We start from the raw sequence: 23,027 nt of genomic DNA on the forward strand, positions 1-23,027 counted from the left end.
CTAATTCCTCGTTTTGATTAATGTGCCCAGGCCTTGCAGATAGGCAACCAGGGCGTCTTCTTCCGTCTTGTCCTGCAGCTCGGCCGGGCCGGCGGCGATCTCTTCTTCGCTGTACGGGTCGCCAAGGCGTTTCAGGGCGCGCATTTTCGGCACGATCTCTTCCGGTACCAGTTTGGTCTTGGCCAACCAGGGGTAGGCCGGCATGTTCGATTCCGGCACCACGTCGCGCGGGTTGTTCAAGTGCGTGCGATGCCATTCATCGCTGTAGCGGGCGCCCACGCGTGCCAGGTCGGGACCGGTACGCTTGGAACCCCACTGGAACGGACGGTCGTAGACGAACTCGCCGGCCACCGAATAGTGGCCATAGCGTTCGGTCTCGGCGCGCAGCGGACGGATCATCTGCGAGTGGCAGTTGTAGCAGCCTTCGCGCACATAAATGTCGCGGCCGGCCAGGCGCAGCGCCGAGTAGGGCTTGAGGCCGGCGATCGGCTCCGTGGTGCTCTTCTGGAAGAACAGCGGAATGATCTCGACGGCGCCGCCGACGCTGACCACCAGCGTGATCAGGCCGATCAGCAGCCAGGGGTTTCTTTCAATCCATGCATGTGAAAATTTCATTTTGCTTTTGCTCCTGTCAGGCGTGCGCCGCGTTCAGTTCCGGGATGCGTGCCACGGGCACTTTGGTGCCGCGCACGGTCATGTAGGTGTTGTAGGCCATCACGCACATGCCGGCCAGATACAGCAGGCCGCCGCCCACGCGCACCACGTAGTACGGATAGGTTGCCTTCACGCCTTCAACGAAGGTATAGGTCAGCGTGCCGTCCGGATTGACTGCGCGCCACATCAGGCCCTGCATCACACCGGCGATCCACATTGCGGCGATATACAGCACCACGCCGATGGTGGCGACCCAGAAGTGCACGTCGACCAGGCGCGTGCTGTACATCTTGGTCTGGCCGGCAATGCGCGGCAGGATGTAGTAGATCGAACCCATGGTGATGAAGCCCACCCAGCCCAGTGCACCGGCATGCACGTGCGCCACGGTCCAGTCGGTGTAGTGCGACAGCGAGTTGATGGTCTTGATCGACATCATCGGGCCTTCGAAGGTGGCGATGCCGTAGAACGACAGCGAGACGATCATGAACTTCAGGATCGGGTCGGTGCGCAGCTTGTGCCAGGCGCCCGACAGAGTCATGATGCCGTTGATCATGCCGCCCCAGCTCGGCGCCAGCAGCACCAAGGAAAACACCATGCCGATCGATTGGGTCCAGTCAGGCAGTGCCGTGTAGTGCAGGTGATGCGGGCCGGCCCACATGTAGGTGAAGATCAGCGCCCAGAAGTGGACGATCGACAAACGATACGAGTACACAGGGCGCTCGGCCTGTTTCGGAATGAAGTAGTAGACCATGCCCAGGTAGCCGGCAGTCAGGATGAAGCCCACCGCGTTATGGCCGTACCACCATTGAATCATGGCGTCCTGCACGCCGGTGTAGGCCGAGTACGATTTGGTAAACGAGGCCGGCATCACGGCGCCTTGCACCACGTGCAGGATCGTCACGGCCAGGATATAGCCGCCGAAGAACCAGTTGGCCACATAGATGTGCTTGACCTTGCGCTTGACGATGGTGCCGAAGAACACGATCGCGTAGGAAATCCAGACCACGGCGATCAGAATGCTGATCGGCCACTCCAGTTCGGCGTATTCCTTGCCGCGGGTGAAACCCATGGGCAGCGAAACGACGGCGCACAGGATGACTGCCTGCCAGCCCCAGAAGGTGAAGGCGGCCAGCTTGTCGGAAAACAGGCGTACCTGGCAGGTGCGTTGCACCACGTAGTACGAAGTGGCGAACAGGCCGCAGATGCCGAAGGCAAAAATGACGGCATTGGTGTGCAATGGCCGCAGGCGGCCATAGGTCAGCCATGGTATGTCTAGATTGAGGGCAGGCCAGGCCAGCTGGGCGGCGATAATCACGCCTACCAGCATGCCGATGACGCCCCATACTACAGTGGCGACCGCGAATTGCTTCACGATCTTGTAGTTATAGTTCAGCGATTGATCCACAAAGACTCTCCCTGGAATTACTATTTATGATGGTGGCCAGAGCGTAAGTGTTTGATCGCTAAAAAACTTTGATGTGGATCAAAATTAACCAGATGAAATAGGGGTAGCGAACTGGCATCAAAATAATTGATGATCCAGGCAAAAAAAAGCGTGCAGGAAGCCTGCCGCAATGCGGTTGATTGCGTGGGAAAAGGTGTGTGATGGGAGTCATGCCTGCGCCCCGATGCGCAGGCTGGTTTGTTATCTTATTCGGGTTCGGTGCCAGCCGGTTTTTCCGGCGTGGTGTCGTCATCCTGCAGCACGCGCAGGCCGGGGCCGACCAGGTCGTCGAACTGGCCGCCGTCGGAGGCATTGAAGAACAGCCACAGGGCGCCAAACACCACCACCACGCTCAGGGGTATCAACAGGTACAGCGATTCCATCAGTTTCTCCGCAGGCGCAAGGCGTTGGCAATGACCACCGCCGAACTGGCCGCCATGCCTACGCCGGACAGCCAGGGATTGAGAAAACCCAGCGCGGCGGCCGGGATGGCGGTCAGATTGTACAGCGTGGCCCAGCCCAGGTTTTCACGGATGATGCGCATGCTGCGCGCGGCCGTGCTGGCGGTATCGCGCACCGACTGCAACTGCGACGACAGCAGCACCGTGTCGGCATGCGCCTGCGCCAGCGCGGCGCCCGAACCCATGGCAAACGAGACATCGGCCGCGCTCAGCACGGCGGCGTCATTGATGCCGTCGCCGACCATCGCCACCACCGCACCGGTGGCCTGCAATTGCTGCACGAAGTCGAGCTTTTCATCGGGCAGGCATTCGCCGCAGGCGGTAGCGATGCCCAGTTGCTGCGCCACGCTTTGCGTCAGCGCTTCCTGGTCGCCGCTCAGCAGCACCACCTGCTTGCCGCGCTGGTGGAAATAATCGATGACGGCGCGCGCTTCCGGGCGCAAGGCGTCGCTGAGCAGAAAGCGCGTCAGCCAGCGCCCTTGCATGCCCAGGTACAGCGGCGTCATGCCCTGCATGCCGACGGCTGTATCGCCCAGCGGTGCGCCGGCCAGCGCGGCCACGAAGGCGGCATTGCCGAGCCGGTAGCGCACGCCGTCCACCACCCCTTCCAGGCCCTGGCCCTGCACTTCCTGTACCTGCTGCGCATGGGCGGTAGCGGCGTTGCCAGCCGCTTCCAGCATGGCGTGCGCCAGCGGATGGGCGCTGTTTGCTTCCAGGGCAGCAGCCAGGCGCAGGCAAGCTTTTTCATCGAGGCTGCCTAGCATGTCGGTCTGCTGCAGCACCGGGCGGCCCAGCGTCAGCGTGCCGGTCTTGTCGAACACGATGTGGGTGGCGCGGTGCAGCGTTTCCAGTACATGCGGCTGCACGATCAGCACGCCGCGCCGCAGCAGGCTGTCGGTGGCGGCGGCCAGTGCGGTCGGCGTGGCCAGCGACAGCGCGCACGGGCACGATACCACCAGCACGGCAATGGCCACCGGCCAGGCCTGCGCCGGGTCATGCCAGCTCCAGAAGGCAAATACGGCGACGGCAAACAGCAGCAGGCCCAGCACGAACCAGGCGGCCACCTTGTCGGCCCACTGCGCGATCTGCGGCTTGCCGCTGCCGGCGCGCTCGATCAGCTTCAGCAGGTCCGACAGGGTGCTGTCGCGCGCAGGTTTGAGCACGCGCAGGATCAATGCGGCGCTGGCGTTGATGGCGCCGCCGGGCACGCGCTCGCCCACACGGCGCCGCTGCGCCGCGCTTTCGCCGGTCAGCAGCGACAGGTCGAGCGCGCTCTCGCCCTCGACGATCACGCTGTCGGCGGCGATTGCCTCGCCCGGCTTGACCAGGATATGGTCGTCGATGGCCAGCGCGCCGGCCGGCACCAGCATGGTGGCGCGGTTGTCGGGGAAGCCGGCCATCAGCGTGGCCGAAGCCGGCAAGGCATGCTGCAGCCGCTCCAGCGCCGAGGCCGCCTTGCGGCGCGCCTGCAGCTCGAAATAGCGGCTGCACAGCAGCAGGAAAATGAACATGGTGGCCGAGTCGAAGTACACCTCGCCGCGGCCGGTGAAGGTGGCGACCAGGCTGCCAAAGAAAGCGGCCAGGATGCCCAGCGTGACAGGCACATCCATGCCAAGCGTGCGTGCGCGCAGGCTGGACCAGGCGCCCTGGAAGAACGGCAGCGCCGAATAGCAGATGGCAGGCAAGGTCAGCAGCAGGCTGGCCCAGCGCATCAGGCTGGCCATATTGTTGTCCAGCGTGCCGTCCTCGGCCGCCAGGTAAGACGGCGCCACATACATCATCACCTGCATCATCGACAGGCCGGCCACGAACAGCTGGCGGCCCAGCGTCTTGCTGGCTTGTTGCAGGCGTTCGCCGTGGCGCACCGCATCGTAGGGGTAAGCCGTATAGCCGACCTGGCGCACCGCCTGCAGGATATCGCCGGGCTCGCACTGGGCGCGGTTCCAGCGCACGTACAGCCGTTCGGTGGCCACGTTCAGGCTGGCCACCTGCACGCCGGGCAGGCGGCCCAGCTGGCGCTCGATCAGCCAGACGCAGGCGGCGCAGCGTATGCCCTCGACCGACAGCGTGGCTTCGCAGCTGCTGGCGTCGCGCGCGAACTGTGCATCGTCATTGCTGTACAGGCGCAGTTCGGGCGGCACCAGGCTGGCGTCGGCGGCATTGGCGGCATAGGCGTCGCGTTCGCGGTAGTAGGCGCTCTGGCCGATTTCAACGATGGTTTGCGCCACCGCCTCGCAGCCAGGGCAGCACATGGCGCGCGCGACGTCGTCGATGGTCACAAGCCAGTTTGAATCGGACGGCACCGGCAGGCCGCAGTGAAAGCAGGCGGTATCAAGCTCGGGTGAAAGTACAGCGTTCATGGAATTCTTTTCAAGGATGGGGCGTGACGCACAGGGCGTCGAGCCAGCCCAGCGAGACGCCGTTGGCGGCGCGCAGCAGCCCCAGCAGGCCAAAGCCGAGCACCAGCAGGCCGCCGGCAATGCGCACGGGCCGACGCTGCAATTGCTGGCGCAGGCGCGCGCCCAACAGGCCCATGCCGAGCAGGGTCGGCAGCGTGCCCAGGCCAAAGGCGGCCATGGCGGCCGCGCCGCCGATGGCCGAGCCCTGCATCATGGCGGTCAGCAAGGCGCTGTAGACCATGCCACACGGCACCCAGCCCCACAGGCCGCCGACGGCCAGCGCTTTCAACGGCGTATCCATCGGCAGCAGCGGTTTCAACAGCGGTCGCAGGTGGCGCCACAGGCCGTTGCCGGCCGCTTCCAGGCGCGCCAGGCCGCGCCAGGCGTCCATCAGATACAGGCCCAGTGCCACCAGCATCAGGTTGGCCAGCCAGTAGCCGGCCACCTGCAGGCTGGCCAGGCGCAGCATGCCGGCGCCGGCCAGGCCACCGGCGACGCCGCCAGCGAGCATATAGCTGCCGATGCGCCCGCCGTTATAGGCCAGCACGCGCAGCAGGTTGCCCTGCGGCCGCACCACGGCAATTGCAATCACCGGGCCTGTCGGCCTGGCGGCACCGCTGCCGATCGACAGCGCGCCGACGATGCCGCCGCACATGCCGATGCAGTGCACGCTGCCGGCCAGGCCGACCAGCAGCAGCGGCAAGAGACTGGACACGTCCATGGCGCCGCTTATACGGTTTTCGAGTAGCGCAGCGGTTGCGGGGCGTCGGGAGCGGCGCTGGCGCGCGCCAGCGTCAGGTGGCGGTCGAACACCATGCAGATATTGCGGATCAGCAAGCGTCCCTTGGGCGTGACGGTCAGCCAGTCTTCTTCGATCACCAAGAGGCCGTCGCGCGCAAATTCGCGTAGTTTGTCCAGCTCGGTGGCGAAGTAGCTGCGGAACTTGACCGGATGGGCCTGCTCGATGGTGGCGATCGACAGTTCGAAATTGCACATCAGCATCTGGATAATGATACGGCGCAGCAAATCGTCGGTATCGAGCTTGAGGCCGCGCGCGATCGGCAGCACGCCGCCGTCGAGCTTTTCATAGTAGGCGTCAAGCGTCTTCTCATTCTGGCTGTAGACCGCGCCAACCGAGCTGATGGCCGACACGCCGCAGGCGATCAGGTCGGCCTCGGCGCGCGTCGAATAGCCTTGGAAATTGCGGTGCAAGCGGCCCTGGCGCTGCGCCACCGCCAGGTCGTCGGTCGGCTTGGCAAAGTGGTCCATGCCGATATAGACATAGCCGGCCGCCGTCAGGCGTGCGATGCACAGGCCCAGCATGGCCAGCTTGGTATTGCTGTCGGGCATGTCTTCATCGAGGATGCGGCGCTGCGGCTTGAACAGGTGTGGCATATGCGCGTAGTGGTACAGCGCGATGCGGTCGGGGCTGGCCGAAATCACCTTGCGCAGCGTCTCGGTCATGGTGTCCAGGCTCTGCTTGGGCAGGCCGTAGATCAGGTCGATGCTGATCGAGCGAAAACCGGCGTCGCGCGCCGCCTGCATCACGGCCAGCGTTTCGGCTTCGGGCTGAATGCGATTGACGGCTTTCTGCACGTTTTCGTCGAAGTCCTGCACGCCCAGGCTGATGCGGTTGAAGCCCTGCTTGCGCAGCGAAAACACGCGCTCGCGCGAGACCGTGCGCGGATCGATCTCGATCGAATATTCGCCATCGGCGTCGGACGCAAAATCGAAGTGCAGGCGCAGATGGCTCATCAGCTCGTCCATCTGCTTTTCACTGAAATAGGTGGGCGTGCCGCCGCCGAAGTGCAGCTGTTCAACCTGGTTCATGCCGGCAAACAGCTTGCCCTGCATGGCAATTTCCTGTTTCAGGTAGCTGAGGTAGGTGGCAGCCTTGCTGCGGTCTTTTGTGATGATCTTGTTGCAGGCGCAGTAGTAGCACAGCGTGTCGCAGAACGGCACGTGCACGTACAGCGACAGCGGACGTCGCCCGCCGCGCATGCGCAGTGCAGCCAGCGCTTCGAGGAAATTACCGTAGCCAAATTCGCCGTTGAAGCGGTCGGCGGTCGGATACGAGGTGTAGCGGGGGCCGGACTGGCTCATCTTGCCGATAATGGCGGGATCGAATTCAACCACCGCATCCAGTTCGGCGGAAGCGTTGCTCAGTAGTGTAGGCATGATGTGTCTTGTTTCTTGGTTCGTGGTGGTTCGTGATGACGCTTGAATGATCAGGCGGCCAGGCGTTTCAGGCCGGCCGGCTTGCCGGTATTGGCGGCGCCGCCCCGGTTATTGGCATGCGCCACGCGGCGCGGCGTGGGCATCTTGCCGAAGTTAAACAGGCTGACCGCTTGCGACAGGCTGGCCGCCTCTTCCGACAGGCGGGTGGCCGCAGCTGCCGCTTCTTCGACCAGCGCCGCGTTTTGCTGCGTGACCTGGTCCATATGGGCAATCGCCTGGTTGACCTGGTCGACACCGATGCTTTGCTCGCGCGAGGCAATCGAGATTTCCTGCATGATGGCTGTTACCTGCTGTACCGAACTGACGACCTGTTCCATGGTGGTGCCGGCGCGATTAACCTGCACCATGCCCGCCCCCACCTTGCCGACCGAAATTTCAATCAGCTGCTTGATGTCCTTGGCGGCCAGCGAGGAGCGCTGTGCCAGGTTGCGCACTTCGCCTGCCACTACCGCAAAGCCCTTGCCCTGTTCGCCAGCGCGCGCCGCTTCCACCGCCGCGTTCAGGGCCAGGATATTGGTCTGGAAGGCAATCCCTTCGATCAGGCCGATAATGTCGACGATTTTCTTCGACGAGGTATTGATGTCGTCCATGGTGGTGATCACATCGGCCACGATTTCGCCGCCCTGCACCGCCACTTTCGAGGCCGCCAGCGCCAGCTCGTTGGCCTGCACCGAGTTGTCGGCATTCTGTTTCACGGTCGATGAAAATTCTTCGATGCTCGAGGCGGTTTCTTCCAGGCTGGCGGCCTGCGATTCGGTACGGCCCGACAGGTCCATATTGCCGACGGCGATCTGCTTGGTGGCCACCGCCATGGTTTCCACGTTGATGCGCACATCGCGGATGGTGGCGATCAGGTTGCTGTTCATCTGCTGCAGTGCGCGCAGCAACTGGCCCATCTCGTCGGTGCTGTCGGTTTCAAAGCTGCCCGACAGGTCGCCGGCGGCAATCGCGCGCGCGCCGTTGAGCGCTTTGCCCAGCGGCTGCAGCACCGACATGCGCAGCGTGTACCACAGGAATACATTGATCAGCAGGCCGAACAGGGTGGCGCCGAAGATGGCGTAGTTGGTGACCTGGCCGCCGTTGGCAAACAGGCTGATGGCGCACACCAGCACCTGCAGGCAGTTGACGATCGAGGTAGCCGCCCAGATGCGCAGACCGAGCGACATATGCGTCAGTTTGTGCAGCACATGCGCGATGCCCGGGCGGATGATCTGGCCGTTCTTGATACGGATATTGCCGCCTTCCTGATTGCGGATGGCGGCATAAGCTTCTTCGGCAGCCTTGACCTGGTCGCGGTCGGGCTTGACGCGCACCGACATATAACCGACCGTCTTGCCCGCTTCGCGGATCGGCGTGACGTTGGCGCGCACCCAGTAAAAGTCGCCGCTCTTGCAGCGGTTTTTCACCAGCCCGGTCCAGGGCGTGCCGGCCTGTACCGACGACCACAGGTCGGCAAAGGCCTCGGCCGGCATGTCCGGATGGCGCACGATATTTTGCGGCGCGCCCAGCAGTTCGGCTTCGCTGAAACCGGAAACCTGGCTGAAGTAGGGATTCACATAAACGATATTGCCGTTCATGTCCGTCTTCGACACGATGGCCTGGTCGTCCAGAACAAGGATTTCGCGATTGGTAACTGGCAGATTCTGGCGCATGGGGTTTCCCGGACAGTGCGCCGGACCGCTGTCAGACGCTTTTATTAAGTACAACTTGCATGATTGCAAGAACGTGGGTCAGTGTAAGGATTCACCACGGCAAATTTATTGATGTAGATCAAAATCATCAAACTTGGCTCAGGTATTTGCGCCGTCAGTCCAGGCCGGCAGTCAAAGGGCGCACGTTACCCACTGCATGGCCCTGGGCGTAATCGACGCCCAGTTCGCGTATCACGGCCAGGGTGGCGCTGTTTTCCACGTATTCGGCCACCGTCTTGATGCCCATCACATGGCCCACTTCATTGATGGCCTTGACCATGGCGCGGTTGATGGCGTTGCTGGCGATGTCGCGTACGAACAGGCCGTCGATTTTCAGGTAGTCGACCGGCAGGGCCTTCAGGTAGCCGAAAGAAGAAAAGCCGCTGCCGAAGTCATCGAGCGAAAAGCGGCAGCCCAGCGTCTTGAGCTGGTGCATGAACACTTGCGCCTTGGGCAGGTTGGCAATCACCGCCGTTTCCGTGATTTCAAAGCAGATCTGTTCGGGCGCAATCTCGAATTGCACGAACTGGCCGGTAATATAGTGTTGCAAGCTGGTGTCGGCCAGCGACATACCCGACAGGTTGATCGAGTACAGCGCCGGTGTGCGGCGGCAGCTTTCAGCCAGCGCGTCGAGTGGCGGCAGGCTGTCGCGCACGCTCATGATGTGGTGGCAGACGGCGCGGATAACCCAGCGGTCGATCGAGCCCATCATGTCGTAGCGCTCGGCTGCCGGGATAAAGGCGCCGGGCAGTATCAGTTCGCCATGGCTGTTGCGGATGCGGATCAGCACTTCGTTATGGCTTTCCTGGCCTGCATGCAGATGCACGATGGGCATTGCGTACAGGCGAAAGTAGTCGCGCTCGAACGCTTCGTTCAGGCGCGATATCCACAGCATTTCGCCATGCCGCTGGGCCAGCATGACGTCCGACTCCTGATACACATGGATGCGGTTGCGCCCTTGCTCCTTGGCCAGGTAGCAGGCCTGGTCGGCCGCGACCAGCAGTTCGCTGGTCGATTTGCTGTCCTGGGTGATTTCCACCATGCCGATGCTCACCCCCAGCTCGAAAGTACGGGTATCCCAGGCAAAACGGAAGTCGCGGATCGACTGGCGCAGCTGTTCGCCGACCAGGCGCGCATGGTCGAGCGGGCAATGCGGCAGCAGCACGCCCAGTTCATCGCCGCCCAGGCGCGCCAGGATGTCGCTGTCGCGCATCTGCGCCTGCAGCAGCTTGGCCAGCAACTGCAGCAGCACGTCACCGGCGCCATGGCCGCAGGTATCGTTGATGACCTTGAACTGGTCGAGGTCCAGGTACAGCAGCGCATGGGTATGGCCTTCTTCCTTGGCGGTGTGCAGGGCGCTGGCCACCAGGTGCTCGAATTCGCGCCGGTTGACCAGTCCGGTGAGCGTATCGTGGGTGGCCTGCCACGACAGTTGCTGGCTCAGCTTGCGTTCGTGGCTGACGTCGCGAAACACCACCACCGCACCGAGAATAACGCCGTCGCGCGACCAGATCGGTGCGGCCGAGTCGGCAATGGCGATGCTGTGCCCGTCGCGCGTGAGCAACTGCGCATGGCTCGACAGCCCGATGGCCTGGCGCTGCTGCAGGCATTTGACGGCCACATGTTCGAGCGGCTGGCCGCTGCTTTCATCGACCAGTTGCAAGGTTTCCCGGATATCGCGGCCGTGCGCCAGCGCATTGCTCCAGCCGGTCAGCTGTTCGGCCATCCGGTTCAGGTAGCGGGTCTTGCCCTGCGGGTCGGTGGTCATCACGCCGTCGCCGATCGAGTTGAGCGTTACTTCGGCCAACTCTTGGCGTTCGGCAATGGCGATCATCTGCTGGCGCTGTTCGGTGATGTCGCGGATCATGCCCAGCGTGCGCATTGGCCGCCCCTGCCGGTCGCTCAATACCTGCGCCCTGGCGTCGAGCCAGTGAGTGTCGCCATCGGGCCAGAGCACGCGGTATTGCAGTTCGTAGCCGGTGCGCTGGTCGATGCCGGCCTGCATGATGGCCAGCAGCGTCGCACGGTCCTCGTCGTGCACATGGCCGAGAAAGTCGCGGAAGGACTGGCTCAGCGCGCGTGCTGGCAAGCCCAGCAGTGCGGCGCCGCCGGCTGACCAGTACACCGTGCCCTCGATGGCCTGGCCGTTGACGAGGCGCGAATCCCAGATTGCCATGTGCGCGGCGTCCAGGGCCATCTGTAGACGTTGTTGCAAATCGCCCATTGCGTTCTCCCGCCGTTGTCCATCTGCGTTGCCATCTGTCTAATAGATGGGCTGGCGGGACTTTGGTTCCCGCTGTCGCTTAGGACTTGGCCGGACTGCCTGGCGTGTTTTCTGATGCATCAAGGCCGACGCAGGCCAGGTCGCGCACGTTTTGCCACACCGCCTTATCGGCGCAGCACAGCCTACTTGCCGGGTTTGACCAGGCGCAACAAAGCCTGCGCACCCTTGACCACGGCCAGCACCACGGCGCCGGCAATCACGCCGACCACGGCGTTGATCACGCTGGGCAGCACCGCCGCCAGCACCGGGCCGATGCCGGCCACGCCAGCCACCGCATGCTCGACCTGGTGCAGCAGCTCGCTGGCCCACGGCCAGCCGTGCGTCAGGATGCCGCCGCCGACCATGAACATGGCCAGCGTGCCGACGATCGACAGGAACTTCATCAGCTTTGGTGCGGCCGATACCAGCATGCGGCCCAGCGCGCGCACGCCGTCCATCAGCTTGCCCGTGCCACGGCGCGCCGCCAGGTAGAAGCCGGCATCGTCGAGCTTGACGATGCCCGCTACCAGGCCATATACGCCGACGGTCATGATGACGGCAATGCCGGCCACTACCGCTACCTGCTCGGCAAAGGTGGCGGTGGCGACCGTACCCAGGGCAATCACGATAATCTCGGCCGACAGGATAAAGTCGGTGCGGATGGCACCCTTGATCTTGTCTTTTTCCAGCGCCATCAGATCGACCTGCGGATTGCGCAGCGCTTCAGCCAGCTCGGCCTTGTGGCTGTCATCGGGGTGCAAAAACGGATGGGCGATCTTCTCGAAACCTTCAAAGCACAGATAGGCGCCGCCCACCATCAGCAGCGGCGTAATGGCCCACGGCGCAAAGGCGCTGATGGCCAGCGCGGCCGGCACCAGGATGGCTTTGTTCTTCAGCGAACCGACGGCCACCGCCCACACCACCGGCAGTTCGCGTTCGGCGCGCACGCCCGACACCTGCTGGGCGTTCAGAGCCAGGTCGTCACCGAGTACGCCGGCCGTTTTCTTGGCCGCCACCTTGGTCATCAGCGAAACGTCGTCGAGGATGCTGGCAATATCGTCGAGCAGGGCAAACAGGCTGGAGCCGGCCATATCAGCGTCCTCCTGCTGCAGGCAAGGATGAGCAAAAAACTGGTGTATTTTTCATGATGTTGTTATTGGCAGGGTAGCAAGGTGGAATGAGCATGATCTTACCCCAGCGCGTCCGGCAGCGCCGCACGCAGCGCGGTAAAATGGCCGTTTCCCCTATCTCTGGATGCAAGATGAGTTTTGCCACCTGGATCACGTTTGTGATTGCCGCCTCGATTATTGCTGTTTCGCCCGGTTCCGGCGCCGTGCTGTCGATGTCGCACGGCCTGTCGTATGGTGTGAAAAAGACCAGCGCCACCATCCTGGGCTTGCAGCTGGGGCTGCTGGTGGTGCTGTTCATTGCCGGCGCCGGCGTCGGCTCGCTGCTGCTGGCCTCCGAAGTGGCGTTCAATATCGTCAAGACGGTCGGCGCGCTGTACCTGATCTACCTGGGCCTGTCGCAGTGGCGCGCCAGGGTGGCGGTGGCGGACGACCTGCATGCGGCCAGCGTGCTGCCATCGATGCGCAGGCGCGTGCTGACCGGTTTTCTGACCAATGTCACCAATCCCAAGGGCATTATTTTCATGGTGGCGGTATTGCCGCAATTTATCAGCGCTGGCGCTCCCGTGCTGCCGCAACTGCTGATCCTGGCCGTGACCATGTGCACCATCGATCTGATCGTCATGCACAGCTATGCCTTTCTGGCCTCGTCGATGCAGCGGTTTTTCCGCGATGCGCGCGCCGTCAAAAAGCAGAACCGCTTCTTTGGTGGCCTGCTGATGGCGGTTGGCGCGGCGCTGTTCTTCGTCAAGCGCGGTGCGCACGCCGGCTGAAGTATCGTACGGTTATATCGTACTGTTCGAGGTGCAATCATTTGTAAGCGCGCTTGTCGCCGTGCGGCAGGCGCGCTGTAATAGGCTATCCCTTCTTTTGCTGTCCTGCCTGGAGCGCTGCCATGCGTCCGAATTTCCTGCATACCCTGTGCGCCGTGGTGCTGACCTCGGCCTTTTCAATCGCTGTTGCTGATGATGATGTCGAGGCGCCCGAGCGCGTCGGCCGCATTTCCACGCTGGCCGGGCCGGTGCTGCTGCGCGCCGGCGACGGCGAGGCGCAAACGGCCCTGCTGAACTGGCCGATTACCTCCGACAACCGCATTACTACCGAGCGCAACGGCCTGGCCGAGTTGCGCGTTGGCACTGTCGCCGTACGCCTGGATGCCGATTCGGAACTGGAAGTGAGCCAGCTGGACGACGACAGCTTCAGGCTGCACCTGAGCTATGGCAGCGTCAGCGTGCGGGTGCGCGACGCTGAGGCGCTGCGCGGTTTCGAGCTGACCACGGCCCAGGCGCGGGTCAGCCTGCGCGAGCCGGGCTGGGTGCGCGTTGACGCCGGGCGTCCGGCTGGCGTCAGTATCATCAGCGTGCTCGATGGCCAGGCCGACGTCGATGGCAGCATGGCCAGCATTACCGTGCAGGCGGGCAAACGGGTTGAATTGAGCAATGACGGCCTGAACACGGGGCCGCTGCAGCGTATTGCGTTCGATGACTGGCCGGAAAGCCTGCCCTCGGCCGCGCCCGCCTTGCGCTATGTGACGCAGGACATGACCGGTTACGAAGAACTGGACCGCTATGGCGCCTGGCAGGACAATACCGATTATGGGCCGCTGTGGCTGCCGCGTACGGTGCCGGCCGGCTGGGCGCCGTACAGCGACGGCCGCTGGAGCTGGATTGCGCCGTGGGGCTGGACCTGGATCGACAATGCGCCGTGGGGTTATGCGCCGTCGCATTACGGCCGCTGGGTGCTGGTCGGCAAGCGCTGGGGCTGGGCGCCCGGGCGCGAACGGGTGCGCGGCGCCTGGGCGCCGGCGCTGGTGGGCTGGGTCGGCGGCAACCATCCGGCGCGCCCCGGCCAGCACGCCGGCCCAGGCGTGGGCTGGTTCCCGCTGTCGCCGCGCGACCATTATGTGCCCGGCTACCGCGTCAGGCCCGATTATGCCTGGCGCGTCAACCGTATAGCCGAAGGACGCCGCCAGCTGCCTGGCGAGCGCGAGCGCCGTGAAGGCCTGACCATGCTGCCGGGCCAGCCGTTCGGCCCGCGCCGCATGGTCGATGTGCCGCGTGGCAGCCGCGTGACACTGCCGGCGCCGCAACTGACCAATATGCCGCTCACCACGGCGCCGCCGCCAGGCCAGCCGCAGTGGCAGCGTCCGCAAGGCGAGCGCCGCGACACGGCGCCGCGCCCGGCATGGATCAATCGTCCGGGCCGCCTGCAGACCGATTCGCCTGACGTGAACAACGTGCACAATATGCGCACCGTGCGCGAAGACGACCGCCCTGGCTGGCGCAATCCACCGGGCGGCCAGGCGCCGGTGTTCAATCCGGCGGCGCCGCGTCCGCCGCAGGCGCGCCCGCCCATCGTGACGGCGCCCGCCGCGCCGGTCATGCCGGCCGCACCACCCACGCCGGCAGCACCGCCCGCACCAGCCATGCCGGTCGTACCGGCTTTGCCGCCGGTACAGGATCAAGTGCGGCCCTGGCGGTCGGAGCGCGAAGGCCGCGAAGGACGGCCCGTGTTTGCGCCATCGGAGCAGATACGGCCCGAGCGCCGCGAACCGCGTGCCGAACGGCCTGACCCGCGCTCCGAGCCGCGACCTGAAGTGAGGACCGAGCCAAGGCCAGCGCCAAGAGCTGAAAGGCCCGACCCGCGTCCCGAGCGCGTGCGGGAACAGCGCGAAGCGAGGGAAAACCGCGAACAGCAGCGCCCGCAAAATAACCGGATGCGGCAAGTGGAGCCTTGAGTGTTGCGCATTCCTGGCGTGCATTCTGCCCCTTTGTTCCGGCCATTCAGGCCGATATTTCTGCCATCCGTCACATGTCGCTGGCAACGGCAAGCGGTTTTCGCTAATCTGGCCTTACTGCAAAACGCAGCGGCGCAACTGCCGCCCCGACCAGCTAGCAAGCTGGCGCGGCGGGCGCGTCGAGACCAGACCGTGCTTTACCGCTATTTCCTTTTTTCCGATTTGAAATAGTTTTAGCCAGCCCTTGGGCTGGCTTTTTTTTGGGCGCGTGCATTTTCACCGGTGAAAGTCAGGCCCTGTCGGGCCTTGCGCTTGATTTTGGCTACAATGTCGGCATATAGCTTGCCTAAAGCAACGTTCACCGCACTTTCCGCATCGATTGGATTTACCATGCAAAACATTCCCCCCAGCGAATCGCTGATCGAGTATCCCAGCGACTTTCCCATCAAGGTGATGGGACCGACCCATGTCGATTTCGCACCGACCATTACCGAGCTGATCATCAGCCATGACCCGACCTTCCACGCTGGCCGCCTGGAAGCGCGTCCTTCCGGCAAAGGCAACTACACCGGCCTGACCGTGACCGTGCGCGCCGTCAGCCGTGAACAGCTCGACGCCCTCTATACGGCGCTGTCGGCCCATCCGATGGTCAAGATCGTCATGTAATGCGGGCGGTGCTGCCTGGCCAGGCTGACTGAAAAGCCGGCCTGGCTTATAATCATGGGTACACCGCACCACCACCGAATCTGTCATGACCACCAACGTCACTGAAGCGGCACTGATCCGCGAGCTCGGTCGCGTCGACTACGAGCCGACCTTTGCCGCCATGCGCGCCTTTACCGATGCGCGCAGCACTGAAACGCGCGATGAATTGTGGATCGTCGAGCATCCGCCCGTGTTTACGCTGGGCCTGGCCGCCGACCGCGGCCATCTGCTGGCCGGCAGCCTGATCGAAGAACAGGCGATCCCCGTGGTGCAGACCGACCGTGGCGGCGAAGTCACGTTTCACGGCCCTGGCCAGGTGGTGATTTACCTGCTGATGGATCTGCGCCGCAACAAGCCTGGCGGCAAGCTCTATGCGCGCCAGTTCGTGCATAAAATCGAGCAGGCCATCATCAATGTGCTGGCGGCGTATAATCTCGCGGGTGAGCGCATCGAGGGCGCGCCTGGTATTTACCTGGCCGGCGGACCCGACAAAGGCGCCAAGATCGCCGCGCTGGGCCTCAAGGTGCGCGGCAACGGCTGCACCTACCACGGCCTGTCGCTCAATGTGGCGATGGACCTGTCGCCGTTTTCCTGGATTAACCCCTGCGGCTATTCCGGCCTGAAAACGGTGGACATGCGCAGCCAGGGCGTGGACGTGCCGCTGCTCGACGTGCAGCGTGCGCTGGCCCGTGAACTGACCGTATTACTCGATGTACAGCAGAGCGCCGCAGGCGCATCTCAGGCAGCAGCTGCCTGAGCAAACAAACCAACATGCCCGTCAAGGGCCAGCAGCCATGACTTCTGAAACCGTTTCCAGTACCGCCCCCGCAGCCGCCGCCACGCCCGTGTACAACCCGAGCGAAAAGCAAAAAGGCGCCAGCAAGACTTCGCGTATTCCGATCAAGATTATTCCAATCGAGCAAGTCGAGCGCCTGAAAAAGCCGGACTGGATCCGCGTCAAGGCCGCTTCGGCCTCGACCCGTTTCTATGAAATCAAGGATACGCTGCGCGAAAACAAGCTGGTCACCGTGTGCGAAGAAGCAAGCTGCCCGAATATCGGCGAATGCTTCGGCAAAGGTACCGCCACTTTCATGATCATGGGCGACAAGTGCACGCGCCGCTGCCCGTTCTGCGACGTCGGCCATGGCCGTCCTGACCCGCTGGACAAGGAAGAGCCGGCCAACCTGTCGAAAACCATCGCCAAGCTGCGCCTGAACTACGTGGTGATCACCTCGGTCGACCGCGACGACCTGCGCGACGGCGGCGCCGGCCATTTTGTCGAGTGCATCCAGCAGACGCGCGCGCTGTCGCCGAACACCCGCATCGAAGTGCTGGTGCCGGACTTCCGTGGCCGCCTGGAAAAAGCCCTGCTGCTGTTCAAGGACGGCCTGCCGGACGTCATGAACCACAACCTGGAAACGGCGCCGCGCCTGTACAAGGAAGCGCGCCCGGGTTCGGACTACATGCATTCGTTGAAACTGCTGAAAGACTTCAAGGCCATGTACCCTGACGTCAAGACCAAGTCCGGCATCATGGTCGGCCTCGGCGAGACCGACGAGGAAATCCTGCAGGTCATGCGCGACATGCGCGAGCACGATATCGACATGCTGACCATCGGCCAGTACCTGGCGCCATCAGACAGCCATCTGCCGGTACGCCGCTACGTGCACCCGGACGTGTTCAAGATGTTCGAAGCCGAAGCCTACAAGATGGGCTTTACCCACGCTGCCGTGGGCGCCATGGTGCGCAGTTCCTACCATGCAGACGAGCAGGCGCATCTGGCTGGCGTGGAATCGGCGCTGAACGCCTAAGAGCCTCGCAAGCTGCTTCATCATCACCGCCCGCATTGCCGGGCGGTTTTTTTTGCCTGTGTGAAACGTGAACCGCCAGCAAGGCGCAATGTTTATACTCGCACAATCGGATCAACGGAAGGAGTGGGCATGGATGTGCGCATTGAAGCATCGTGGAAACAGCAGTTGCAGCAGCAGTTCGAGCAGCCGTGGTGGGACAGCCTGGCAGCGTTTGTGAAGGAGGAATATGCGGCCGGACCGTGTTTTCCTGCCGGTAAAAACATTTTTCGCGCGTTTGACCTGACGCCGTTCGACCAGGTCAAGGTGGTGATCCTGGGTCAGGATCCGTATCACACGCCGGGCGCGGCCATGGGACTGTGCTTCTCGATACCCGATGGCACCCGGCCGCAGCCTAGCCTGCGCAATATTATCAAGGAGCTGGCCAGCGACGTGGGCGTGCAGCGCACTCATACCGACCTGACCGACTGGGCCGAACAGGGCGTGTTTTTGCTTAACAGCGTGCTGACGGTGCGCTCGGGCGAGGCCGGCTCGCATGCCGGCAAAGGCTGGGAAAAGCTGACCGACAGCGCCATTGCCCGCCTGTCGGCCGAGCGTGAAGGCGTGGTCTTCATCCTGTGGGGATCGTATGCGATTGCCAAGCGCGCGCTGATCGATGCGGGCAAGCATCTGATTCTGACAGCGCCGCATCCGTCCCCGCTATCGGCGCACCGCGGTTTCTTTGACAGCAAACCGTTCAGCCAGGCCAATGCCTATCTGCAGGCCAATGGCCAGGCGCCCATCGTGTGGGCTTAAGCCAACGTTGTTGTCGGATTACGCCGCTGCGCGGCTAATCCGACCTACGTCAGGGTAAAAAACGCGTAGGTCGGATTAGCGCAGAGCGCGTAATCCGACACCACCACGGACGCGTTACGTGCTTAAAAACTCGTCGACAGCCCTGCATAAATGCTGCGGCGGGCGCCGTACTGCGGCGCGCCCACGCCGACACCGGAACCGTCGCGCAGCAGGTAGGACTTGTCGAACAGATTGATCAGCGCCAGGCGTCCTTCCACCTTGCCGACCGGCGTGTTTTTCCACGTATGCGTCACGGCCGTATTGACCGTGAAGTAGCGCGGCAGATGGCCCGAGTTCGGTGCGCCGCCATCGGGTGTCATGCGCAGACCGCTGCCATACAGGAAGTCAGCGCTCACTTGTGAATCGCCAAAGTGATAGTGGCCGCCACCGGACAGTGTCATCGTCTGGTCGTGATCGAGGTAGACATAGTTGTTGCGGATATAGTTCAGCTCATCGGCACCGAACAGCGACTGGCCGGACACGATATTGCGGCCCTGCGCCTTCTGGGTGCTGGCGTTCATGAACAGGCCCCAGTCTTTTTCACTGTAGATGGCCGACAGTTCCAGGCCCTTGGCATAGCCCTGTGCGTAGTTGAACGGGCTCAGGATCAGCGCCTGGCCGAACTGGCCTTCATCCAACAGGTTGCTGATTTTCTTGTAGTAGGCATCGGCCGTGACGGTCAGCTTGGATGTCAGCTGGTGGCTGATGCCGATATCGTAGTAATGCGTGCGCTCGGCCTTGACGTTGTCCGAGGTGGCGATTTCCGGTGCATTGGTGGTGTTGGCATACAGGTCGATGCTTTTTTGCGCAGCCAGTTCCTGCGGCGGCGGCGTGAAGTAGCGCGAATAGCCGGCGTGCACGGCGGTGCCTGGCGCCAGTTGGTAGGCCAGGTTGACGCGCGGGCTCCACTGTTGCTCGCTGGTATAGGCGTTGACCTTGTCGAAACGTGCGCCGTAGTTCAGCGTCAGCGGCTTGCTGATATGCCATTCGTCCTGCAGGTAGAAGCTGGCCAGGGTGCCGGTCTTGCCGCTGTTGTCCTGCACCGAAATCGGCGTGGTCGAACTTTGCTGGCCATTGTCATCGGTCGGGAACACGCCGACCGTATTGTCGCTGGTGGTTTTCTGGCGCGTATAGGCCAGGCCGGCGCGCAGCGTATGGTCCTGGTGCAGCTTGTAGCTGATGTCGAACTGGGCGCCCGAGGCGCTGTTGGAACGGCGCGAATCGGAGGCCACGCCGTTATAGATCAGGTCGCCAACCGGGTCGGGCGTGAAATGCAGCTGCGAATACTGGTGGAAGGCCGACACCTGGTAGTTCAGGTCGCCCATGCTCTTTTGCAGCGACAGCACCAGGAAGCGGTTCACTTCGCGCTGGTTTTCATCGAGCTGCGACGATGGCAGCGTTGAGGTGCCGGCGGCGGCATCGCTGCGGCCAGCCAGGCTGAACGCTGGCGCCTGGTCAGGGTTGTTGGGAATCTGGAAGCGGCCGTTGTAGGTGCCGAACATGGCGCCCAGTCGGGTATTGTCGTCGAGGAAATACGACAGATTGCCGAACGACTTGTTCTGGCGCGTCTTGTCGTGCAGCGCGTTGCGGGTCGGCTGTGGGTTTTCCACGCCCAGCGCATTGCCCAGGTAGCTGCCGGACAGGTAATAATTGAATTTGCCGACACTGCCAAAAAATTCGGCACTCGGTTCGACATGGTCGTGGCTGCCGACCATGATGCCGATGCGCCCACCCGGGGTCATGCCGCCTTCCTTGGTTTCAATATCGACAATGCCCGCCGTGCGCAGGCCGAACTGGGCCGGCAAGGCGCCGGTAATGAAGTCGGTCTTGTCGATCAGGCGCGTGTCGATCGACTGGCCGAAGCCGCTGATGCTTTCCGGCAGCTGCACACCATTGATGCGGTACTGCACGTTGGCATGGTCGTCGCGGACATGCAGCGCGCCCGAGCCTTTCGAGTCCTGCGATACGCCAGGCAGGCGCAGCAGCACTTCATTGAACGGCGTATTGTCGCCCTGGCCCAGCATGTCGACCATATGGCTGTCGATGCTGTAGATGGTGGTGCCGACCTTGGGCGACAGTTCGATGCGGGCGCTGCGCAGGTGGGCCGAGGTGACCTCGACTTTTTGCATGTCGGCTGGTGCAGCGTCAGGGGCGGTCGTGTCAGGGGTAGCGTCAGCGGCAAAGGCTGGGACAGCAAACAGGCTGGCAATGGCGAGCGACAGCGCGCTCAGGCGTGGAGTGTGTTGCATGAAAACCTCGAAAATAGTCAACGCCAGGCAGCCACGCGCCTTGGCGCAGTGTGGCAATGCCTGAAAAAAAGAAAAACAGCGTGGGAACTACAGCGAGGTTGGCGGCGGGCCACGTACGGGCGGCAGCAGGATGGCAAATACGGGCGCCAGTGCTGGTGGCGCAGCCGTCAGCAGGCGGTATGGCAGCAATAGCGCGGGCGGTTCCACCAGCACCGGTGGTACGGCCAGGTCGGCCACCTTGTCGATGGCGGTCATGCACAGCGCGCACTCTTCCGCATCGAGACTGGTCTTGTGCAGATGCGACGCGGCAGTCGACAGCAGCAACACCAGCGCCAGCGCGCTGAACAGCGCGACGCACAACTGCCATGGCGAACGCGCCAGGGTGTGAACCTGGTGACGTGCTGGCTGGTTGATGTGCTGGCGTGATGACATGGGCGAATAGTAACAAGAAAATGGTGGTGCTGTCAGCCAGTTGCAATTGATTTGCTTTATAGCCTGGCCGGGGGTGACCGTAAAAGTTGCTATGATCGTGCTGTCGTGTTCTGTCGTATTAATAACAAGGATCAAGCGAGACCATGAGCAAACCCGAGATTACCCTGGAATTATTCAACCAGCGCGGCGTCGGCCGCCTGCCCGGCCACCTGGGCATTGTTGTCACCGATATCGGCGACGGCCAGCTGACAGCCGAGCTGCCGGTGCTGTCGCATCTGCTGGCGCCCAACGGCTATCTGCATGCCGGCAGCGTGGTGACGCTGGCTGATACCGCTTCCGGCTACGGCTGCATCGCCAACCTGCCGGAAGGGGCCAGCAACTTCACCACCATCGAGCTTAAATCGAATCACCTGGGCACGGCGCGCGACGGCACCATTACCTGCACCGCCCGCGTCGAGCACAAGGGGCGCAATACGCAGGTCTGGGACGCGGTGGTGAAAAGCAAGGAAACCGGCAAGACAATTGCGCTGTTTCGCTGCACGCAGATGATTTTGTATCCGAAGTAGGTCGGATTAGGCCGCGCCGCGTAGGCCCTTTGGGCCGTAATCCGACGACATTGTTGGCGCCTGCGGTGATGTCGGATTACGGCCCCGCAGGGGCCTAATCCGACCTACAGCCTCACCCAACTACCCTTGTACAGCACCGGCCCGGTCGGTCCGTTCGGATCAGGCGAGCCGCCCTTCGGTTCAAGCGTCACGGCCAGCAGCGCCACGTCGCTGCCCAGTGCGCGCTCGTTCAGCGCCAGTTTCACGCTGCCCTTGTCGGCCAGCAGGCCCAGCGAGCGCGGGTTGCCGCTTTTCGGCACGGCCCACAGTTCCAGGTCGCGGTCGCTTGGTACTGGTGCGTTGCCGACCATACGTACTTCCAGCGCGCCGTGGCGGCTGTCGGCCGTGGCCAGCATGACAGCCTGCGATTTTTCGTCCGTCAGGCTGGCAACATAGGCAATCTGCGGCGCGTCGAACAAACGCATGGCCATCACCACCACCAGCAGTGCGGCGATGGCGCTGGAAGCCATGCCCAGCGAACGCCAGAACGACAGTGAATCGCGCCACAGCGACCAGCCACCCTGCGGTGACAAATGCAGGCGCTGTTCGATCTGCTGCCATACGCGCCGCGGCGGCGTGACCGGTTTGGCAAATTCAGCCATCGGTTCCAGGCGCTGGCGCCACTCGGCCGTGATATGGCGCAGGTCAGCGTCGTTGTGCAGCCAGCCTTCGAAGCGCCTGCGTGCGCCACCCTTGAGCGTACCGAGCACGTATTCGGACGCCAGCTTCTGGCGCAGTACATCGTTGCCGCGGATATTCATGGCGCCTCCCGTTTGGCCAGGCAGGTGCGCAGGCGTTCCAGGCTGCGCCGTATCCAGGTTTTCACGGTGCCGATAGGCAGCGCCATCTGCTGCGCCACTTCGCTGTGCGACAGGTCATGGTAATACGCCAGTGCAATCACCTGGCGGTGCAAGCCTTCCAGGGCCGACATGCAATAGGCCAGCGCCTTGGCGTCGCCGCTCATCTGCAGCGCTTCGATCGGCGTGGCCTGCGGATCTTTCAGTGCGTTCATGACTTCGCCATCAAACTGTTCAGCATCGATTTCCACCGTGTCGTCGCTACGCCGCAGCACATCGAACGCCTTGTTGCGCACGATGGTGGCCATCCAGGTCATGGGCGCCGCCAGATGACTTTGATACGTGGCGGCATTGTTCCAGATGGCGACGAAACCCTCTTGCAGGGCCTCTTCAGCGAGCTCCTGCTTGTGCAATATACGCAGCGCGAAGCCAAACAGTTTCGAGGAAGTAGCGTTATAGAGTTGGCGAAATGCAACAGCATCACGCTTGCCGGCAGCAAGCAACCAGGTTTTCAGCTGTTGCGGGTCGAGCGTTTGAGCATCAGGGGACACGGCTGGCCTTCACAAAGTAACAAACGTCACGA

Annotated in this window: 21 protein-coding genes; 7 read left to right on the forward strand and 14 right to left on the reverse strand. The window is 62.9% G+C overall.

Annotated elements, in window-relative coordinates; translation table 11 throughout:
* The 9 genes from ccoO to GCM43_RS21740 form a co-directional block, all read right to left on the reverse strand.
* Positions 1-615 carry a cytochrome-c oxidase, cbb3-type subunit II gene (ccoO, locus tag GCM43_RS21700; protein WP_152247966.1) on the reverse strand — a complete coding sequence of 205 codons (615 nt, stop codon included), beginning with the start codon at positions 613-615 and terminating at the stop codon, positions 1-3.
* 16 nt (positions 616-631) lie between these two features.
* The gene (gene ccoN / locus GCM43_RS21705; RefSeq protein ID WP_152247967.1) at positions 632-2,059 is read right to left on the reverse strand and encodes a cytochrome-c oxidase, cbb3-type subunit I; all 1,428 of its coding nucleotides are present in this window, start codon (positions 2,057-2,059) and stop codon (positions 632-634) included.
* A 245-nt stretch (positions 2,060-2,304) separates the two neighbouring features.
* Positions 2,305-2,481: a cbb3-type cytochrome oxidase assembly protein CcoS gene (ccoS, locus tag GCM43_RS21710; protein ID WP_152247968.1), complete on the reverse strand. Its 177-nt coding sequence runs from the start codon at positions 2,479-2,481 to the stop codon at positions 2,305-2,307.
* Positions 2,481-4,919 (reverse strand): heavy metal translocating P-type ATPase, encoded by a 2,439-nt coding sequence (locus GCM43_RS21715; protein WP_152247969.1) that lies wholly within the window; start codon positions 4,917-4,919, stop codon positions 2,481-2,483. Before GCM43_RS21715 ends, ccoS begins: the two co-directional genes overlap by 1 nt.
* A 10-nt stretch (positions 4,920-4,929) precedes the next feature.
* The gene (locus GCM43_RS21720; RefSeq protein ID WP_152247970.1) at positions 4,930-5,679 is read right to left on the reverse strand and encodes a sulfite exporter TauE/SafE family protein; all 750 of its coding nucleotides are present in this window, start codon (positions 5,677-5,679) and stop codon (positions 4,930-4,932) included.
* An 8-nt stretch (positions 5,680-5,687) separates the two neighbouring features.
* Positions 5,688-7,136 (reverse strand): oxygen-independent coproporphyrinogen III oxidase, encoded by a 1,449-nt coding sequence (hemN, locus tag GCM43_RS21725; RefSeq protein WP_152247971.1) that lies wholly within the window; start codon positions 7,134-7,136, stop codon positions 5,688-5,690.
* A 50-nt stretch (positions 7,137-7,186) separates the two neighbouring features.
* Positions 7,187-8,848 carry a methyl-accepting chemotaxis protein gene (locus GCM43_RS21730; protein WP_152247972.1) on the reverse strand — a complete coding sequence of 554 codons (1,662 nt, stop codon included), beginning with the start codon at positions 8,846-8,848 and terminating at the stop codon, positions 7,187-7,189.
* 154 nt (positions 8,849-9,002) lie between these two features.
* On the reverse strand, positions 9,003-11,063 hold the full coding sequence (locus GCM43_RS21735; protein WP_226929605.1) for an EAL domain-containing protein: 2,061 nt from the start codon (positions 11,061-11,063) through the stop codon (positions 9,003-9,005).
* A 230-nt stretch (positions 11,064-11,293) separates the two neighbouring features.
* Positions 11,294-12,241: a DUF808 domain-containing protein gene (locus GCM43_RS21740; protein WP_152247974.1), complete on the reverse strand. Its 948-nt coding sequence runs from the start codon at positions 12,239-12,241 to the stop codon at positions 11,294-11,296.
* A gap of 170 nt (positions 12,242-12,411) precedes the next feature.
* Here GCM43_RS21740 and GCM43_RS21745 point away from each other — a divergent pair, with 170 nt between their 5' ends.
* On the forward strand, positions 12,412-13,050 hold the full coding sequence (locus tag GCM43_RS21745) for a LysE family transporter (protein ID WP_152247975.1): 639 nt from the start codon (positions 12,412-12,414) through the stop codon (positions 13,048-13,050).
* Between the two features lie 122 nt (positions 13,051-13,172).
* Complete coding sequence (locus GCM43_RS21750; protein WP_152247976.1) at positions 13,173-15,014, forward strand: DUF6600 domain-containing protein; 1,842 nt, start codon at positions 13,173-13,175, stop codon at positions 15,012-15,014.
* 233 nt (positions 15,015-15,247) lie between these two features.
* On the opposite strand, the gene GCM43_RS25880 is transcribed toward GCM43_RS21750, so the two are convergent.
* The gene (locus GCM43_RS25880; RefSeq protein WP_193315697.1) at positions 15,248-15,406 is read right to left on the reverse strand and encodes a hypothetical protein; all 159 of its coding nucleotides are present in this window, start codon (positions 15,404-15,406) and stop codon (positions 15,248-15,250) included.
* On the opposite strand from GCM43_RS25880, the gene GCM43_RS21755 reads away from it, so the two are divergent.
* The 4 genes from GCM43_RS21755 to GCM43_RS21770 all read left to right on the forward strand — a co-directional run bounded on the left by GCM43_RS21755 (position 15,405) and on the right by GCM43_RS21770 (position 18,322).
* Positions 15,405-15,680, forward strand: a complete 276-nt coding sequence (locus tag GCM43_RS21755) for a DUF493 family protein (protein ID WP_152247977.1) — start codon at positions 15,405-15,407, stop codon at positions 15,678-15,680. The genes GCM43_RS25880 and GCM43_RS21755 overlap by 2 nt on opposite strands.
* Before the next feature lie 85 nt (positions 15,681-15,765).
* Entirely contained in the window at positions 15,766-16,476 is a 711-nt protein-coding gene (lipB, locus tag GCM43_RS21760) for a lipoyl(octanoyl) transferase LipB (RefSeq protein WP_152247978.1), read from the forward strand.
* A 37-nt stretch (positions 16,477-16,513) separates the two neighbouring features.
* A complete protein-coding gene (gene lipA, locus GCM43_RS21765; RefSeq protein ID WP_152247979.1) occupies positions 16,514-17,530 on the forward strand; it encodes a lipoyl synthase in 1,017 nt (338 codons plus the stop codon).
* A gap of 129 nt (positions 17,531-17,659) precedes the next feature.
* Positions 17,660-18,322, forward strand: coding sequence for a uracil-DNA glycosylase (locus GCM43_RS21770; RefSeq protein ID WP_152247980.1), 663 nt, complete (start codon positions 17,660-17,662; stop codon positions 18,320-18,322).
* A gap of 122 nt (positions 18,323-18,444) precedes the next feature.
* Here GCM43_RS21770 and GCM43_RS21775 read toward each other — a convergent pair whose 3' ends face one another.
* Both GCM43_RS21775 and GCM43_RS21780 read right to left on the reverse strand, forming a co-directional pair.
* Positions 18,445-20,610: a TonB-dependent receptor gene (locus tag GCM43_RS21775; RefSeq protein ID WP_152247981.1), complete on the reverse strand. Its 2,166-nt coding sequence runs from the start codon at positions 20,608-20,610 to the stop codon at positions 18,445-18,447.
* 87 nt (positions 20,611-20,697) lie between these two features.
* A complete protein-coding gene (locus GCM43_RS21780) occupies positions 20,698-21,042 on the reverse strand; it encodes a hypothetical protein (RefSeq protein WP_152247982.1) in 345 nt (114 codons plus the stop codon).
* Positions 21,043-21,185: 143 nt separating this feature from the next.
* Between GCM43_RS21780 and GCM43_RS21785 the strand changes: the two genes are divergently transcribed.
* A complete protein-coding gene (locus GCM43_RS21785; protein ID WP_152247983.1) occupies positions 21,186-21,608 on the forward strand; it encodes a PaaI family thioesterase in 423 nt (140 codons plus the stop codon).
* A 104-nt stretch (positions 21,609-21,712) separates the two neighbouring features.
* On the opposite strand, the gene GCM43_RS21790 is transcribed toward GCM43_RS21785, so the two are convergent.
* Together GCM43_RS21790 and GCM43_RS21795 are read right to left on the reverse strand one after the other, a co-directional pair.
* The gene (locus tag GCM43_RS21790) at positions 21,713-22,408 is read right to left on the reverse strand and encodes an anti-sigma factor (protein ID WP_152247984.1); all 696 of its coding nucleotides are present in this window, start codon (positions 22,406-22,408) and stop codon (positions 21,713-21,715) included.
* A complete protein-coding gene (locus tag GCM43_RS21795; RefSeq protein WP_152247985.1) occupies positions 22,405-22,995 on the reverse strand; it encodes a sigma-70 family RNA polymerase sigma factor in 591 nt (196 codons plus the stop codon). Before GCM43_RS21795 ends, GCM43_RS21790 begins: the two co-directional genes overlap by 4 nt.
* Positions 22,996-23,027: the final 32 nt, after the last annotated feature.

This window comes from Janthinobacterium aquaticum, from assembly GCF_009208565.1.
GTDB lineage: Bacteria > Pseudomonadota > Gammaproteobacteria > Burkholderiales > Burkholderiaceae_D > Janthinobacterium.

Excerpts from the sequence above, each read along its gene's own strand:
- GCM43_RS21735 (WP_226929605.1), bottom strand. The coding sequence starts at position 11,063 with ATGGCAATCTGGGATTCGCGCCTCGTCAACGGCCAGGCCATCGAGGGC.
- GCM43_RS21740 (WP_152247974.1), bottom strand. The coding sequence starts at position 12,241 with ATGGCCGGCTCCAGCCTGTTTGCCCTGCTCGACGATATTGCCAGCATC.
- GCM43_RS21750 (WP_152247976.1), top strand. The coding sequence starts at position 13,173 with ATGCGTCCGAATTTCCTGCATACCCTGTGCGCCGTGGTGCTGACCTCG.
- lipB (WP_152247978.1), top strand. The coding sequence starts at position 15,766 with ATGACCACCAACGTCACTGAAGCGGCACTGATCCGCGAGCTCGGTCGC.
- ccoS (WP_152247968.1), bottom strand. The coding sequence starts at position 2,481 with ATGGAATCGCTGTACCTGTTGATACCCCTGAGCGTGGTGGTGGTGTTT.
- GCM43_RS21720 (WP_152247970.1), bottom strand. The coding sequence starts at position 5,679 with ATGGACGTGTCCAGTCTCTTGCCGCTGCTGCTGGTCGGCCTGGCCGGC.
- GCM43_RS21745 (WP_152247975.1), top strand. The coding sequence starts at position 12,412 with ATGAGTTTTGCCACCTGGATCACGTTTGTGATTGCCGCCTCGATTATT.
- lipA (WP_152247979.1), top strand. The coding sequence starts at position 16,514 with ATGACTTCTGAAACCGTTTCCAGTACCGCCCCCGCAGCCGCCGCCACG.
- GCM43_RS25880 (WP_193315697.1), bottom strand. The coding sequence starts at position 15,406 with ATGGTAAATCCAATCGATGCGGAAAGTGCGGTGAACGTTGCTTTAGGC.
- ccoO (WP_152247966.1), bottom strand. The coding sequence starts at position 615 with ATGAAATTTTCACATGCATGGATTGAAAGAAACCCCTGGCTGCTGATC.
- GCM43_RS21790 (WP_152247984.1), bottom strand. The coding sequence starts at position 22,408 with ATGAATATCCGCGGCAACGATGTACTGCGCCAGAAGCTGGCGTCCGAA.
- hemN (WP_152247971.1), bottom strand. The coding sequence starts at position 7,136 with ATGCCTACACTACTGAGCAACGCTTCCGCCGAACTGGATGCGGTGGTT.
- GCM43_RS21730 (WP_152247972.1), bottom strand. The coding sequence starts at position 8,848 with ATGCGCCAGAATCTGCCAGTTACCAATCGCGAAATCCTTGTTCTGGAC.
- GCM43_RS21715 (WP_152247969.1), bottom strand. The coding sequence starts at position 4,919 with ATGAACGCTGTACTTTCACCCGAGCTTGATACCGCCTGCTTTCACTGC.
- GCM43_RS21770 (WP_152247980.1), top strand. The coding sequence starts at position 17,660 with ATGGATGTGCGCATTGAAGCATCGTGGAAACAGCAGTTGCAGCAGCAG.
- GCM43_RS21785 (WP_152247983.1), top strand. The coding sequence starts at position 21,186 with ATGAGCAAACCCGAGATTACCCTGGAATTATTCAACCAGCGCGGCGTC.
- GCM43_RS21780 (WP_152247982.1), bottom strand. The coding sequence starts at position 21,042 with ATGTCATCACGCCAGCACATCAACCAGCCAGCACGTCACCAGGTTCAC.
- GCM43_RS21775 (WP_152247981.1), bottom strand. The coding sequence starts at position 20,610 with ATGCAACACACTCCACGCCTGAGCGCGCTGTCGCTCGCCATTGCCAGC.
- GCM43_RS21755 (WP_152247977.1), top strand. The coding sequence starts at position 15,405 with ATGCAAAACATTCCCCCCAGCGAATCGCTGATCGAGTATCCCAGCGAC.